The 15,662-nt window shown below is 47.2% G+C and carries 12 protein-coding genes and 1 pseudogene; 3 read left to right on the forward strand and 10 right to left on the reverse strand.

The window, feature by feature from the left end; genetic code table 11:
* Positions 1-60 precede the first annotated feature (60 nt).
* A pseudogene (locus tag AC1S52_RS31515) lies at positions 61-310 on the reverse strand (IS1/IS1595 family N-terminal zinc-binding domain-containing protein); the annotation flags it as partial.
* Between the two features lie 99 nt (positions 311-409).
* A complete protein-coding gene (locus AC1S52_RS31520; RefSeq protein ID WP_482033008.1) occupies positions 410-826 on the reverse strand; it encodes a secondary thiamine-phosphate synthase enzyme YjbQ in 417 nt (138 codons plus the stop codon).
* A 342-nt stretch (positions 827-1,168) separates the two neighbouring features.
* On the opposite strand from AC1S52_RS31520, the gene AC1S52_RS31525 reads away from it, so the two are divergent.
* On the forward strand, positions 1,169-3,619 hold the full coding sequence (locus AC1S52_RS31525) for a DUF1565 domain-containing protein (protein WP_482033009.1): 2,451 nt from the start codon (positions 1,169-1,171) through the stop codon (positions 3,617-3,619).
* Here the strand turns inward: AC1S52_RS31525 and AC1S52_RS31530 are convergent.
* The 7 genes from AC1S52_RS31530 to AC1S52_RS31560 all read right to left on the reverse strand — a co-directional run bounded on the left by AC1S52_RS31530 (position 3,583) and on the right by AC1S52_RS31560 (position 12,565).
* A complete protein-coding gene (locus AC1S52_RS31530) occupies positions 3,583-3,771 on the reverse strand; it encodes a carboxylesterase family protein (protein ID WP_482033010.1) in 189 nt (62 codons plus the stop codon). The genes AC1S52_RS31525 and AC1S52_RS31530 overlap by 37 nt on opposite strands.
* 62 nt (positions 3,772-3,833) lie before the next feature.
* On the reverse strand, positions 3,834-4,214 hold the full coding sequence (locus tag AC1S52_RS31535; RefSeq protein ID WP_482033011.1) for a VOC family protein: 381 nt from the start codon (positions 4,212-4,214) through the stop codon (positions 3,834-3,836).
* A gap of 95 nt (positions 4,215-4,309) precedes the next feature.
* A complete protein-coding gene (locus AC1S52_RS31540) occupies positions 4,310-4,663 on the reverse strand; it encodes a DUF1428 domain-containing protein (RefSeq protein ID WP_482033012.1) in 354 nt (117 codons plus the stop codon).
* 388 nt (positions 4,664-5,051) lie between these two features.
* Complete coding sequence (locus AC1S52_RS31545) at positions 5,052-9,020, reverse strand: tetratricopeptide repeat protein (protein ID WP_482033013.1); 3,969 nt, start codon at positions 9,018-9,020, stop codon at positions 5,052-5,054.
* A gap of 618 nt (positions 9,021-9,638) precedes the next feature.
* Positions 9,639-10,277 carry an SH3 domain-containing protein gene (locus AC1S52_RS31550; RefSeq protein WP_482033014.1) on the reverse strand — a complete coding sequence of 213 codons (639 nt, stop codon included), beginning with the start codon at positions 10,275-10,277 and terminating at the stop codon, positions 9,639-9,641.
* A 187-nt stretch (positions 10,278-10,464) separates the two neighbouring features.
* Positions 10,465-11,859, reverse strand: a complete 1,395-nt coding sequence (gene argH / locus AC1S52_RS31555) for an argininosuccinate lyase (protein ID WP_482033015.1) — start codon at positions 11,857-11,859, stop codon at positions 10,465-10,467.
* A 457-nt stretch (positions 11,860-12,316) separates the two neighbouring features.
* Positions 12,317-12,565 (reverse strand): hypothetical protein, encoded by a 249-nt coding sequence (locus AC1S52_RS31560; RefSeq protein ID WP_482033016.1) that lies wholly within the window; start codon positions 12,563-12,565, stop codon positions 12,317-12,319.
* Between the two features lie 43 nt (positions 12,566-12,608).
* Between AC1S52_RS31560 and AC1S52_RS31565 the strand changes: the two genes are divergently transcribed.
* The gene (locus AC1S52_RS31565) at positions 12,609-12,767 is read left to right on the forward strand and encodes a hypothetical protein (RefSeq protein ID WP_482033017.1); all 159 of its coding nucleotides are present in this window, start codon (positions 12,609-12,611) and stop codon (positions 12,765-12,767) included.
* A gap of 50 nt (positions 12,768-12,817) precedes the next feature.
* On the opposite strand, the gene AC1S52_RS31570 is transcribed toward AC1S52_RS31565, so the two are convergent.
* Positions 12,818-13,708 (reverse strand): alpha/beta fold hydrolase, encoded by an 891-nt coding sequence (locus AC1S52_RS31570; RefSeq protein WP_482033018.1) that lies wholly within the window; start codon positions 13,706-13,708, stop codon positions 12,818-12,820.
* 170 nt (positions 13,709-13,878) lie between these two features.
* Here AC1S52_RS31570 and AC1S52_RS31575 point away from each other — a divergent pair, with 170 nt between their 5' ends.
* Positions 13,879-15,606 (forward strand): bifunctional pantoate--beta-alanine ligase/(d)CMP kinase, encoded by a 1,728-nt coding sequence (locus AC1S52_RS31575; RefSeq protein ID WP_482033152.1) that lies wholly within the window; start codon positions 13,879-13,881, stop codon positions 15,604-15,606.
* The last annotated feature ends 56 nt before the right edge of the window (positions 15,607-15,662 follow it).

A 15,662-nucleotide genomic window follows, 5' to 3' on the forward strand; every position in this document is an offset into this window, starting at 1 on the left:
TCTTAGATCCTATTCATCGTCTTAAGGCGGTAGTTCTGGGTGATAGTCGTGGTGTTACCCTTCACGGATGTTATTGACCCACGGATTCACGGTCGTATGATGAACCTGAGTGACTCGCTCAAGGCCACGAAACCCCATCCCCTTGACATACATTTTGAGACACTCGCGATTAAATTCATCAGAATAACCAGAGGGTGGATCATAGGTTTCGATAACTTGCCGGCCGACAGGTTTTGCAGAGGTAATTTTGTTTACCTCTTTGCTTGCCGTTCTTACTGATGTCAGTTGAGCCACATTCGGGACATTGCATCGGTTTCACCCTGATTTCATATTCCCATTATGCAACGCCGGACGAATGACAAATGACAAAAACAGTCACCCATTACCCATACCCTTTCAATTTTTCAATTCAATCGCCCATGATGTGAACCACCACTTCGCGAGTATGCCCGTGTTGCCGATGTTCCCACAGATAAATTCCCTGCCATGTGCCCAGCATTAAGCGACCGTTGGCGATCGGGATTTGCTCTGAGGTGCTGGTCAGTGCAGTGCGGATATGGGCAGGCATGTCATCGGCACCTTCTGTACTGTGAATATAGTTCTCCCACTCCGGGACGAGCTTAGCGAAAAAGTTTTCCAGGTCTTTCAGGACATCAGGGTCAGCGTTTTCCTGAATCAGCAAACTGGCAGACGTATGGCGCAAAAATAGTGTGCAAAGCCCAGTTTTAACCCCAGACTCGGCAACCACTGCCTGAACTTTATTGGTAAATCGGTTTAGAGACTTACCTGCTGTAGAAATTCGGAGTACCTGCTGATAGTGAGTCATGGTCACGAATTTTAAAAACGTCTGTTGCACAGCTATTTTAGCGACAGAAATTGGGGGGGAGTAGGGAATAGGGAGCAGGGAGTAGGGGGGACGCGGGAAGAGTTAACGGATTCCTGACTCTTCACCACAACCAACAACGCCTCACCCCTTACCCCTAAAAAAAGTTGCTTCATCTCTAAAAAAATCGAGTAGATTATTCACCTAAGTTGTCGGTAATTAATTAAGCTCAATCGCTACCGGGCTTTTGGGCATTGGCTCTGTTGAATTCATGCCGTGTAAGGAGATAGAGTTTTGAGTTCCGCATCCTCACCCAATCTCGCTACAACCAAGGCTCTGTGGTTAATGAAACATCAATTGTTGATGGGGGTTCCTGTTGCGATCGCCCTTGGATTTACAACCCTAACCTTCTCTGCGTTAGCGGTTGACCCATCAGTTGCTCAGACTGCTCCGGATGCGGCATCTTCACTCCACAGTGCCAGTAGCCACAGGGTTTTGATCGTCAGTGCAGCGTTTGGCACGGACGACACGGCGGATGGCAGCGATCTCGCCCCCTTCAAGAGCATTACCAAAGCATTGCAGGTTGCCTCAGCGGGAACCACCATTCAACTGATGGCAGGGACCTATAGCGAGGAAACGGGCGAGCAATTTCCCCTCCAACTGAAGCCAGGAATTACGGTTCAGGGAAATTCCCAGAATCGGGGTTTAGAAATTGTGATTAAGGGCAGTGGTTTTTTCCTCAGTCCAACGTCTGCCCGTCAGAGCGTTACGATTGTGGCTGCTAATCAGTCAGCACTGAATGGTGTCACCGTGGTTAATCCCCATCCCCAAGGGTATGGGCTATGGATTGAGTCAGCCAGTCCTACCGTGGCTGACAATACGTTTGCCACCAGTGGGCATGATGGAATTTCAGTGGTGGGTCACAGTGCGCCCTTGATTCGCGGTAACTACTTTTACCAAAACGGAGCCAGTGGGATTACGGTGTATGGCACCTCACGTCCGGAACTGAGGGAAAACATTTTTGAGAAAAACGGGTTTGCGATTAACGTCAACCAGAATGCTATGCCATTGATAATTGGCAACCGCATCACCCAAAATAAAGATGGCGTGGTGGCACAGGCAAAGTCCCGTCCCATTTTGCGGAACAATTCGATTGAGGGTAACGAACGGGATGGGCTGGTGGCGATCGCCCAGTCCCAACCTAACTTAGGGACAAAAGCAGAACCGGGCGGTAATTTCATCCGCAACAATGGTCAATTTGATATCCATGCCAAAACCAGCCAGGAATTGCTTGCCTTTGGGAATGAGTTAGTAAAAACGACCGGGCAAATTAATTTGACGGGTGAGGTCACTTCAGTTGCTTCGGTTGCTCAGGGTGACGGTTTAGTGGCTGCCGGGAATCGCCCTGAGTTGCCTGCTCAAACGACTCAGTCCCTAACACCTCAAACAACTGCCGCAATGCCTACGGTGGCAGTCCGTCCTACTCCACCCGTTGTCAATGCTGCGGCGCGATCGCCCGCCTCTGCTCCTGCATCCAACCCGATCGCCTTCGGACAAAAGCTGACCACTGCACCCCCAGTGAGAGTCAGCCCGCCTCAAGTCGCCGCTCCAGTTCCCCCATCCCCTGCACCTGCATCTGCTGTGGTTCCGGCGGCGGCTACTGTGCCCAGGTTGGGCAGTCAACCTCCCCCAATGCAACCCGTGGCAACGGTGCCTGCATCGGTCACCACTCCTTTTCCTGTGCCTACGGATCTCTCTGGCAAAGTCTCTCCTTCCCAACCTCGTCAGATGCAGGTTGTGAGAGTTTCTAGCTCTGAAGTTAGAAGACCTGCTGAAGTCAGAGGAAATGGCAGCAGTGCCCAGGGGGGAAGTGGAGTCAATGTAGCCACTCGGCTTCCAACCTCAGGTGATGTTGTTGTCTCCACAGCGGATGCTCCATCACCGATTAAGTCCGCAGCCACCCAGACGAGAAAACCTGTTGCGGCGCGATCGCCTTCCAGAGTCACTCCCCCTGCTGCCTTGTCCACAAGGAGCACCGCTTCTACCCCTATCCGTCCCTCAACTCCAGCCAATTCTTCCCCTCCCCCTGCTATTGCTAGCGCTCCTTCCCAAACAGTTTCACCCCCCCCTCCCGTAACCGGACAATCCACCGTCACTTCCCGCAATGATGCCTCCCCTCGTTCATTAACGTTTACAAAACCCCTGCCACCCTACCGTAACTTCTCTCAACCGGCTTCGACCCAGGCTAATTTCCCGTCAGAAACTGCGTCTGCGGCTCCGGCAGTTCTGGCATCAATGACTAGAACGCCTGCCCCGACTGCTATGGTTGTTCAGCCTGCGCTACAACCTCCCTCAGCGGTTCCCATTTCCGTTCCAACGCCAGAGCAGCGTTCAATTCCACCCACGGTTGCCGTAAATTCCAGGTCGGTACTGGAAACTCCGCTGATCAGTTCCAATCTGCTACCAGTACCCGGTCCCAATGTCCCGATTGGCAATGTTGGACGCCGCTCTGGGGTAAATGTTTATGGCATTACCAATCAACGGGATGGTTCCAGTCCACCCGTACCCCCCAACCTGTCAGGACTATTAGGAGTTCGTTATCGGGTCATTGTGGAAGCCGACGATGACAACCAACAGGCACAGGTGCGATCGCTGGTTCCCGATGCCTTTCCAACCTCTTCCAGGGGGCGGCGGGTTTTGCAAGCGGGGGCATTTGGCGATCGCGGCAAAGCCGATCAACTGGTGCAGTCTCTCTCCAGTCAGGGGCTAAGGGCAATGGTAGAGCAGATGGAGTAAAATATAGCGTTTTTGAATCCAGTGAGGTACATGGATAGCTGTAGAACCCCAAATTGATCCGCCATCCGCACATCTGACCAGGGTTGAACTGGTTGTGGTTCTCGCCAGCGCAAATTGCCTACCGGGGAAGTGGCGTAGGGAATTGGGTGCATGGTGCTGGCTAACGTCTGCTCTAACCAAGCACGAAATGATTTTCTTGAATTCGCCTTTCAAGCTATTTCATTGAGTGCAAGCCAAACATGTTGCCTTCAGAATCTATAGCAAGAGAAATAAAGCCATATTCGCCAATAGACATTTTAGGCTTTTGGATACGACCACCTGCTGCTTCAACTTTAGATTCTTCGACTGCACAATCTTCACATGCAAAATAAATCAAAGTACTGTTTCCACCCGCTGTAAAGCCTTCCATTTTGACAAGGGCACCGCCAGCACCATACTTCTCCATATCCGACGGGAATGACAACATTTGGATACTGGCATCATTAGGGTCACTCAGTAAATCCAAATTTATACTAAGCACCGATTCATAAAACTGCTTGGCCCTAGCTAAATCATCTACATAGATTTCAAACCAGGCTACAGGATTATTTGCCATGAGATTTCTCCTCAATAATTATTAATTTGCCTAAAGTTGGTGAGGCTGACAGCGCAGTTGCCTGATAAGTAGAAAACTGTGCCCACTCAACTCTTTTATTCATCTACAACCATTTGAAAACCACCGAAGATCAAGCGGCTTCCGTCGAAAGGCATTGGGTTACTCTCATTATTCATGCGAGAATCCCTCATGACTTTTTCCATACCAGAGTGTCTCGCTTCTCGTGAGGGCCATGATATCCAAGAGAAGACAACAGTTTCATCATCTTTACACTGTACTGCCATCGGGAATGATGTTTTCTCTCCAGATGGGACATCATCTCCCCAGCATTCCACTAACCGAGTTGCTCCATGTTCTTTGAATACTACGGCAGCTTCACGGGCATGCTGGATATAAACTTCCTTGTTTGTTGTAGGTACTGCGGCTAGAAAGCCTTCGATGTATTCCATCACCGTCTCCTGAAAGACATAATTTGGCTTGATGGCTAATTCCCTTTGAACTGACAGCACAGAAGCCCGCCTAAGCAACGCCTAGAGCGTCCAAGCAGCTAAAACATGCCGACCTCCAATACAGAACAAGAGTACTATAAAGCTAGGAATCTGTCCACCTAACCCTCTGTAAAGATTTGCAAGAGAAGGGTGCAAACTTCTCAGGGGTTGGAATTTTGCGCAGGCATCAGTCTAACGGTGCCCATCACCCGCCGCAAATAGTTTTTTAATCTCACTGACAACTCTCAAACGGTCGGGTGCATGGGCGTTGTTAGAATGCAAACTTCTACAATCGAGGTGCCTACTAGATTCTATCTAGCTATTGAGCAAGTACTGTAGTTATGCTTTTCTATGCAAAATAATGATTTCTCCATTGACGTATTAAGAAGAGTATTTCCGACTCGTATGGAAGAATAATAAGAGATTTCCGTCTGACTCCTAAAGCGAGGGCGTTTAAAATAGTACTCAGATTGTGTCTACCACGTACTAAAGAATTTAGAAGACTAATCCCTAAAGCATGTTTACGTTGTACTGATATATCCTGCGCCCACAACCTATACAAAAAGTCAACTGCAACTCCAATCACTGATGACAGCGCAATTCTATCCGCTTGCTCATTCAGAATTAGAGAGTCTTTACGTTGAGCGTTCCCTAAAAGGAGTAGGAGGGAGGTAAATGGTTCGTTTGGTAGCCAGTCTGCTTGTTTAGCTGCTGCAATAAGAGCTTGACCATCAATGCTGGTATAGCGGTAGTTAGAACGAACTAGCTTAACCACAATTTCACTATAGTCAGATTGCTCTAGAGCAGTAAGTTCTTGACAGCGTAAGAGAACAACTTGAGTCCAAACCCCATCTAAATCAAATTTGGCTTTAGCAACTTGACGTAGCACCCAATCATCGGAATACAGTAGGTTTCCTGCTTCACTAGCAATTAGCAATGTATCAGCAAATGAAGTACCTATTAATCGTTGAAGCTCTTGCCTTTCAGTCTGCTCAATATCTAACGCTGCTGTGCAGGGTAAAATTTCACAATTATTTTTAATCCAAGTAATGATTCCTTCAAAATACTCACGACTGCGCTGAACTTCATCAGCAGTGACTTCATGTAGAAAAAAGTGATCGCCTTCTGTACCGAGAAAAGCAGTGCCATCAGACTTCATACCTTTGTAGTCTTCTATAGCATTTCGCAACACATCTATTGTGGATTGTGCAATGCCTAGCCGACCAAATGGTCTCACTACTGCATCAGCAGCACCGAGACCATGTAGGGTGAGGAGTGAGATGCTATCAATAATTAATCTGAGAGGTTTCGTTGTCAGCAACGATAGAGCATGGCTTCGCTCTTCCTGATTGCCTTGACAGCAAAATATTCCTAGATCCGGGGAACTGATTAGGTGCCCCCAAGTTGAAGGAATGTCTTTACTAGTTAGTTGGGCAAACGTTCCAATTGGAATATGACCTGTCCTATATAACTCTTCTGCCTCTCGAATTGGCTCGTTACTCTTGTCTAGGACTGATTTTAGGTTTTTAGGAAGTCCGTTAGTACATTCCGATAAATCTACTTTAAGTGTCCAAAATCCAGGATTTTCTGAAAATTGCTTATCTAGTAAATCCAAGCTTTCTCGAAGAGCATAAACATATTTACTTGTGATTTCTACTACTTTTCTAATATCCTTAGAGATAAAATCATCTTTAAAGACAACTTCATCTCCTACAGCTTTATCAAGGAGCTTTTGAGATCGAGGATCTTCTAGACTAATTTCATGATGTCTAAAGTCTGCATTCTTCTTATCCTCAATAATAAAACAGGAAACCTGTCCTGAGTCATCCTTTAAATAAACTGCTGAATCAACGCAAACACGATGGCAAACAAGAAAACTATTACTAGTCTTCTCTCTTTCAAAAAAGCTGGTCACGTATTTAATATGTGCAATATTCTTGTCGTAGAATTTTTTTCTAATTCTATACAGTGACTCAAAAAAATTATAAGTAAGACCCCTAGCACCATATAAGCCAATAAGCTGAACTGCTAATTCAAATGGCAATTCCGTTATGTCAACTGGTGACGCTAAAAACTTATCTAGCTCATCAAATTGTTCAAGTCGATAATTAATCAGTGCTAGGCGAAGTTCAATTAATAAAGTGCCAGGAAATTTGGCAAGGCATTCTTGACATATGCGCTTAGCCTCAACTAAGTTATCAATGTTCTCCTGTATTGATGATTCAATTTCACAGAGAAATATAGAAATGCCATGACTTTGACGAAAAACCTGACATAAATTAAGGGCTTTACGATGTTGACCTGAATAGTAGTAAGCTTTAATTAGAGTACGAGTATAAGGAGTGTCAAGAGTGAAATCAACTATGACTTCATAGAGTTGTGCAGCATCTCTGAATTCAGAGAGTGAATAAAATCCATCTGCTATCTCTAAAATTTGTATTTGTAGAGTAGTAGAATCAATTTGATTCTTTGCTTCGTGCAAAAGTTTTACAGCAACAGGCTTTTCATCCAAAAAAGCTGCAATTGTTGCAGCATTGATTAAATCAGTGAGGCTTTTGGATTCCTTCTCTTGAATCAAGTTGAAAATCTCGATCAATCTTTCAGCATTTTTAGATTCTACATAGGATCGCACCATTATTCTGCGAGCCGCATCTGAGAGAGGAGAATCAGAGTTGTGTTCGAGAAAGTGTTTGGCGGTTTCAATTGCTCGATCATAATCTCCCGTCTCTCTTAAAATATCAGCCAATGATATAGGAGCTTCAGGTATATCTTCTGATTTAACAATCCTTTCAAGTAGCTCGACTGCTTTCTTGCTATCGCCGTTTTCATAAGCTAGTGCTGCCCTAATCCTTACAAAACCAGGATTATCAGGATCGATTTTTATCGCTATATCAGCATCTTGAATAGCTTCTTCTAACCGATTCAAAAATCTTCTTGCTGTACTGCGATTCACAATAATATCAGGTCGAAAATCATGAAGCTCAGTATTAGCAATCTTCTCCCAGGCATCTGTTAAAAACTGGTCAGCTTTTTGCAGCTTCTTCTGATCCTCCTCATTAAGCTGACGGCTTTGAATTAACCAGGGGTCTGCATCGACTAATTGCAGCAAAAGAGTTCCGTATGCAGCTTGTGTTTCAAAGCTATCTGAATCTTCTTCCAGAGCAACTCGAAGCCAGTATTCTGCTTGTTCAAAGTCAAGTTGCTGTCTAGCAATATGACTTAATGAATAAGCAATACTAGAAGAGTTTCTACAAAAAACTGGAATCTTCTCAATCAATGTATCTAAATTCTCGCCAGGATAGATTTGAACAAGTACCGTGTAAGCCTTCTCGTGAGTGGGGTTACTCTCTAAAATTTGATGAACTAATTTCTTTGCCTTGTCATACTGTTCTAAGAGTGCGTAACCTAAAGCTGCATAATAGCGGGCATTCTCATCACTGCTGTTCAAGCTATAGGCTTGGATAAAAAGCTTTGCAGCTTCTATTGGTTGGTTCATGCTGAGCCTTGCGGCGCCCATGTTTGCCAATAATCTAAATTTGACGATCGGTTGAGATTGATGCTCAATGCGGAGCCTTAAAGACTCCAAATAATCCAGAGATTGCTTGGGCTGATATTTATTGATCAGTTCTTTGGCGTAGTCCAGTTCAGCTTGATATTCAAGTGTTAGAGCACCAAAGGTATCGGCAGAAACCTGAGTAGAAATTTCCTTCGCAAGTTGTGTAGTGGGGACTGTTCTCTCCTCTACAAGTTGGTCTACCTTCGCTTCTATTGCTTCTAATTTAGATAAAACCAGACCAAATTGGTTTGCTAAGTAGGCATAAGTTTCTTCAGCTAGATTTTGATTCTTCAAGCTTTCCTCTAGAAGCACACGATTAAGAATCGTGGAATCAGAGAGGACAGATTGCTTGAAACGAACTTTGACTTGCTCAATCAGGTTGCGGATTAGGTGAGCATAATCTTGATTACTTAATAGATGCCCACCGATGATTAACACAGATCGATCTGTCATTGCCTGAGCAAGTGTTGAGACAAACTCATCACTACTGATTTCACTAAAGGTTGTAGTGCCAATACCTAGATCTCGATGCAGAATTTGTTGAAGTTCTGCTTGCTCAATTTCAATCACACCATTATCTATCGCGTATCTAACCAAGTACGGACGCGATTCTTCAAGGGCAGCTTGAAAAGCACTAATATAAAGCTCTTCCCAGGTTTTATGAGTGATAGTTTGCCACGTTCTCTTTATCAGATCATAAACAGCATTACTAGGGACACCAGAAAAAGCATAACCGCTAACAATATCGAGGAAACTAGACATGATTAGTCAGGAGCTAAGTTGATTGGCTTACAGATGCTTGTGGTGATCTAATACTAGGGACAGTGCTTCGACCCAATAAGCACGACTATTTAGCACTATTTATAGTTTAGCTCAATTACTTCTTAGTTAGGTTTAAGTACATCTTGGAAATGCGGACGCACTTAAGTTGATTGTTCTTAAAGCTTCTTGCTCCCCAACGTTTTTGCAGTCTAACTATTAATAGACTGACACTTTCCGTCTAAGATTCCATAAAAGGTGAATAGGCAGAATAATTCGGCATAACACCCTGGTTTTACTGCTTATGTAGATTATTTCTATATAATAAACCGCTCAAGCCGAATAGTCAGAATCTTTCCGCATATTTTCAGACTTATTACGGTGGTGAGCGAATGTCTATTGGGTGCACGGTACATCTACTTGTTTCTATGCAGTCATCTCCTAAGAAATTGCTGGATCAGGTACTTCATTATTGAATCAACTTTGGGAGAGATAATCGTTAAATCCCCTAACTCTGGAGCATAGGCAAGAACTCTAATCCCACCAATTTATACAAGGAACGAGACGATGCTTCAGGGCGATCGCTTATGATGCCGAAACACCCTGAAGCAACCTCAATTTTTACCACAGGTAGGAGCCGCTTTCGCGAGCAATTAGGCGACCGTAGTGACGCACTTCCAACAGGTAACGACCGTTCGCGGTACGAAACACGTTATACCCATGATTCCGGGTGCCGCTATAGTAGCTGGTTCCTCTGGCAGAAGTGACGGCTTCAGCAGATGCCCAATTTAACTCTTGGGTGCGCGTCCGCCGATTGTAAACGTTCATGAGCAGTCTGCCTCTTTGTTTGAATACCTTAACTGAGTAGTTGTTGGTTTCAAAGGAAGCCACAGTTGTTTCCCTGCCATAGCCAGGATTGCCAGGTCTACCAGGGTAGCTGGGATTTCCGGGTCTACCGGGGTAGCTAACTGGAACAGTGACGTAATCTCCACGAATCCAGCCCTCAGCACCGGAGGGGAAGCGAACGTAATACCAGGTGTACCCATCGTAACTCTGGGCATCTTTAATGATTTGGATGCGATCGCCTACCAGACCGTAATGGGGAGAAGAAGCGTTAATTCTTGGTTGGGAGCGAACATTAATCCGGCTACCGGAATGGGAACCAGATAGCACAGCAGACTGAGCCACAGCGGGGAGAGAAACACCGGTTGCAAGGGCAGTTGCAGCCAGAAGCGATAACAAGGGGAGCTTGATTTTCATAGTAGAACTCTCAGGTGATGATAGCCCTGGGGCTTAGGGCATAGCAGAGAAAACTCTGCGTTTGGTTTGCCCTACTAGCTACCACGCTCCGTGAAACTACTCCGCAAACGGATCGCTTAATCCTTTAAAGAGCACCCATAAGGGTGAGCGACTCCGTACCCATTAGACTGAGGGGCACCAATTTTCCCTAACCCATTCTGGCTTTAGCTGCCTGCACTGCTTGCTTCACCTGCTCAAACCCTGTCCCACCATAGCTGTTACGGGCAGCAACGACCTGAGCAGGGGCGATCGCCTCATAAATATCCGCTTCAAAGGCGGGATGCAATTCCTTCCATTCATCCAAACCCAGGTCTTTCAGTAGCTTGCCCTGTGCCAGGGACGTTTTCACCACCTTACCCACCAGGTTATAAGCCTCTCGGAATGGCACTCCCTTAGCGGCTAGATAGTCGGCAACATCCGTCGCATTTGAAAAGTCTTCGTTAACCGCTTCCTGTAAGCGTGCGGTCCGAAATACCATGCCTTCCTGTAGCAGAATGGTCATCGCTTCCAGGCAAGTTTGAACGGTTAGCACTGCATCAAACAGGGCTTCTTTGTCCTCCTGCAAATCTTTGTTATAAGCCAGGGGCAACCCTTTCATCAGTACCAGCATCCCCTGGAGATGCCCAAAGACCCGGCCGGTCTTGCCACGGACCAGTTCGGGCACATCGGGGTTTTTCTTCTGCGGCATGATGCTGGAGCCAGTCGAACAGCTATCCTTCAGGGTGACAAAGCCAAACTCCTCCGATGCCCACAGAATCACCTCTTCGGATAACCGGCTCAGGTGAACCATAATTAGACTGGCGGCACAGAGAAATTCGATCGCAAAGTCGCGATCGCTCACCCCATCCAGGCTATTGGCGTAAACCCCACCAAAGTTTAGCAACTCAGCGGTGTAGTGGCGGTCAATGGGGAACGTTGTTCCAGCTAAGGCTCCCGATCCCAGGGGGGAAAAATTGACCCGTTGATAGATTTCGCCCAATCGCTCCCAATCCCGCTGACTCATCTCAAAGTAAGCCAACAGATGATGGGCAAGGCTGAGAGGTTGCGCCCGCTGCAAGTGGGTATAACCGGGAATCAAAGTTTCCACATTTTGCTCAGCCAGATTGACCAAAACCGCCTGAAACTGACGCACCTGAGCACGGATTTGCTGAATCTGGTCCCGCAGATAAAGGCGGGTGTCTGTGCCTACCTGGTCGTTGCGCGATCGCGCCGTGTGCAGTTTCTTGCCCACGTCTCCAATCAACTCCGTCAGTCGTCGCTCGACGGCAAAATGGACATCTTCCGCTTCAACGCCAGGATTAAAAAAGCCCTGGCGGTACTCTTTCCGAATTTGCTCCAAGCCATTAACCAGTTGTTCGCCTTCTTCAGCGGAAATGATGCCTGTGTGCGCCAACATTTGGGCATGGGCTTGGGAGCCTGTCAGGTCATACTCAATCAAGTGAATGTCAAAGCCAATGCTGGCATTGAAACGGGCGATCGCAGGATGGAGCGCTGACTCAAACCGCTGACTCCAGGTAGATGGTTGAGAAGAATCTTGAATCAAGGAACACCTTCACGACGTAAATCAGAGGTCAACAGGTCAACTTTCAAACCTCATCCAGGTTGAAAACTGGAGATTTTTCCAGGGAAAAACTACGGGTTTCTAAGTTGGTGAGGTTTAACTTGCTAAATTTTAGATATTCTCAGCAGCTTAATTTTGAGTAAGAGAGTGCAATTTAGCGCTTAAAAAAATGATTGTAAACCAATGTTTCAATGGCCTGAATTCCCTTTTCAGGGAAAATCAGCCTTTAACAGTGGCGGCTTTGCCCGTAAGCTGCACCCTACAGAGGCTAAATGTAAATAGAAACAAAATAAAATTTTAAAAAGAACCCTATCGTCTGTAGTAACGAACTACTGACTATGGGCTACTGACCAGCCTTTAACCCGCAGTAGAGCAAACGCAATCTAAAAGAACTCAATCTACAACGGTCAATCGTCACTCTATATTTAGCCGAAGCTATTTAACCGAAGCTGGTAAAGCTTCTAAACAGATAGCCCAGAATAATTCCAATCAAAAATGCCCAGACCTGACCTGTTTTTACAAAGTTATTGAAAGCCCGCTGAACATCCCCTGCCAGATCAACGTGCAGTGGTTTATCTAAAACCGCCAAATCCAGCGGTAGATGCCAGTGGATCATCTGTAACGCATCTGTCCAGTGAGCCATACCCACGAACCAACTGGTCATATCCTGCATAAGGCTAATTACCATGACCGCTCTCCCATTATGAATTGATGCCTTGTGATTTGATGCTGTGCCCTGTCAAATTGCTCAGGCTTCAGAATTGACAGGATACCAGAAAAGTACCAGAACATTGCAATTTGCCTGGATGGAGTCAGGTATCACTAACACCCTACACCGAGATACTACCCTGCGGGAACGCTCACGCAATCACTACGCGATCGCTCCATAGCCTGCGGCAAGCAACCTACCATCTGACATCGGATACTTCTGAGATATTTTCTACAGCCCATCCAGGATCCAGGACTGAATTAAATCATTCACCTGGTCTGGGATTTCATCCTGGGGGCAATGCCCGGCGCGTAAATAATACTCAGTGAGTTTGGGATGATAGCGGCGAAACTTTGCTCCCCGCTCCCTGGCATTAATCCAGGGATCCGCCTCTCCCCACAGCATTAGCAGAGGACACGTCATCAGCCCCAGTAAAACATCTACTTTTTCGCCCTGGGGAGTGCGAAATACAGAAGCAAACACGCGAGCAGCACCCGGATCACAGGAGGGGCGGTAGACATCTTCAACCAGTTGCTCAGTCACAGCACTTTGATCTAGATAAACCTGTTCCAGAGTACGCCGAATGACTGACTTTTGCCGAATATACTGAAATAGCAAAAAGCTTGCCCAATCTTGGCGAAAAAGAGTTTGTACAAACTTCCCCATCACCTCCCGAATGGGGTCAGGCTTGGTCGTCCCCTGGATATCGGTAAACGGTCCAGCACTATTGACCAAAACGACACCTGCTGCCGACTGAGGGCGTTGAGCCGCTACACATAGGGCGGCATACCCCCCTAACGAGTTGCCAACCAGCACGGCAGGTTGACCAATCACCTGTTCAATAAAGTCGTGAAGCTGGTCACGCCAAAGGTTGCCACTATATTGCCAGTCGGGTTTTGCCGATCGCCCAAACCCCAATAAATCGATCGCCCAAACCTCAAATGCTTCACTTAGCCCTGCGACATTTTTACGCCAGTGATCCGTCGATGCTCCAAAACCATGAATCAAAAGCAACGGTGGGCGTTGGAGATGTTGTTTTCCAGCCTTGACGTAATAAATTGGCTGTTGTCGCCACTGCCAATACTGACCCGGAACCGAGGCAACGGTCGAAACTACCTGCATATACTTCTAAACATGTCAAATCACCTCTGTTATTTTAACCTGACGTAAATCTTATGGTTTCAGTAAATCCCAGCCACTCTATCGGATTTGGAATTTAGACTATGGACTGTAGGCTCTCTTAAAGATAAAGTTTTTCAGGCGGCGGTATTAATTATCAGAGCCTGAGCTTGGTGCTACTTTTGGGGGTTACGGTGCGCCTGTTTACTACTATTGCCGGATTACGATGCTATTTAGACTTGCACCGACCAGGTCACTCCCTGGCGGACGAGTCTGTGCAATATGCGGCATCTCCGATTGGCGCTGCTCCCGAAGTGGGGTTGGTTCCCACAATGGGCGCTCTCCATGCGGGGCATCTTAGCCTGATTCGACGGGCACGCCGGGAAAACAAAATTGTGGTGGTCAGTATCTTTGTAAACCCTCTCCAGTTTGGACCCAGTGAAGACTTACAGCGCTACCCGCGATCGCTAGAACAAGATAGGAGGCTGTGTGAACAGGCAGGAGTGGATGTGATGTTTGTCCCAGATCCAGACGAGATGGGTGTAGAAATGGGCAAGCGCCAGGATGACTCTCCATCGCCTCGTCCACTGACCCAGGTTATTCCGCCTGAATCCATGACCTCCACCCTCTGCGGTCGTAGCCGGATCAATCACTTTCAAGGGGTGGCAACGATTGTGACCAAGCTATTGAATTTAGTGCAGCCCGACCGATCCTATTTGGGGCAAAAAGATGCCCAGCAGTTAGTCATTATTCAACGGATGGTAGAAGACTTGAATATGCCAGTAGAGATTGTTCCCTGTACCACTGTAAGAGAGGAAAGCGGATTAGCGATGAGTTCCCGTAACCAATATTTATCAGAAGCCGAAAGAGAGCAAGCAACCGCCCTGTATCGGGGACTAAAACAAGCAGAACAAGCATTTCGCTCCGGGGAGCGTTCCAGTGTAGCCCTGATTGGCACTGTAAAAGCCCAATTGGAGAGGGTGCCGACGATCGCCCCAGAATACATTGAACTTGTGCACCCGACTACCCTGGCTCCTTTGGAAACGGTGGAAGACTCAGGGCTGTTAGCGATCGCTGCCCGCCTGGGCACCACCCGCCTGATTGATAACATTTTGCTCTGCAACCGCCAACCCATCGTAGCGATTGATGGACCGGCTGGAGCCGGGAAATCTACCGTTGCTCGTAAAGCTGCCATAGCCCTGAACCTTCTCTACCTCGACACGGGAGCGATGTACCGCGCTATCACCTGGCTAGTGTTGCAATCTGGCGTGGGGATTGATGACGAGCCTGCTGTCGCAGAATTAGTTAGCCAGTGCCAGATTGAAGTGAGGGGTGGGGAGAGAGGGGAGCAGGGGAGCAGAGGAGCAGGGGAGCAGGGGAGCAGGGAAGTAGATAGCCCACACCCGATGGCTCAAATTCTCATCAATGGTCAGGACGTGACCCAGGAGATCCGCAGTCTAGAAGTAACCTCAAAGGTGTCTGCGATCGCTGCCCAGCCTGCCGTGCGAGAGGAGTTGGTGAAACAGCAGCGTCGCTATGGCAAAAACGGTGGCATTGTCATTGAAGGGCGGGACATTGGCACCCATGTTTTTCCGGATGCCGAAGTCAAGATTTACCTGACGGCATCGGTACAGGAGCGTGCCCGTCGTCGGCAGCAAGATTTAAAGAACCAGGGCAAGGGCGACATTAGCCTGGATGAACTGGAGCAGTCAATTTACGAGCGCGATCGTAAGGACAGCACCCGTGCACTGGCTCCCTTAAGAAAAGCGTCAGACGCGATCGAAATTCAGAGCGACCACCTGACCATTGACGAAGTGGTTGACCGGATTGTTCAGGTTTACCAGGAACGATCAAATCCAGAGGCAGTTATGTCGCCACCCACTGCCCATGAGATTCGCTAAAACCACCCACTCAAGTCTCTAACCGGCTAGTAGCGGGATGTTTTTTAGCGCGTGCT

The sequence above is a fragment of the Kovacikia sp. CALU 1929 genome, assembly GCF_056784235.1.

Excerpts from the sequence above, each read along its gene's own strand:
- AC1S52_RS31520 (WP_482033008.1), bottom strand. The coding sequence starts at position 826 with ATGACTCACTATCAGCAGGTACTCCGAATTTCTACAGCAGGTAAGTCT.
- AC1S52_RS31525 (WP_482033009.1), top strand. The coding sequence starts at position 1,169 with ATGAAACATCAATTGTTGATGGGGGTTCCTGTTGCGATCGCCCTTGGA.
- AC1S52_RS31530 (WP_482033010.1), bottom strand. The coding sequence starts at position 3,771 with ATGCACCCAATTCCCTACGCCACTTCCCCGGTAGGCAATTTGCGCTGG.
- AC1S52_RS31535 (WP_482033011.1), bottom strand. The coding sequence starts at position 4,214 with ATGGCAAATAATCCTGTAGCCTGGTTTGAAATCTATGTAGATGATTTA.
- AC1S52_RS31540 (WP_482033012.1), bottom strand. The coding sequence starts at position 4,663 with ATGGAATACATCGAAGGCTTTCTAGCCGCAGTACCTACAACAAACAAG.
- AC1S52_RS31545 (WP_482033013.1), bottom strand. The coding sequence starts at position 9,020 with ATGTCTAGTTTCCTCGATATTGTTAGCGGTTATGCTTTTTCTGGTGTC.
- AC1S52_RS31550 (WP_482033014.1), bottom strand. The coding sequence starts at position 10,277 with ATGAAAATCAAGCTCCCCTTGTTATCGCTTCTGGCTGCAACTGCCCTT.
- AC1S52_RS31560 (WP_482033016.1), bottom strand. The coding sequence starts at position 12,565 with ATGGTAATTAGCCTTATGCAGGATATGACCAGTTGGTTCGTGGGTATG.
- AC1S52_RS31570 (WP_482033018.1), bottom strand. The coding sequence starts at position 13,708 with ATGCAGGTAGTTTCGACCGTTGCCTCGGTTCCGGGTCAGTATTGGCAG.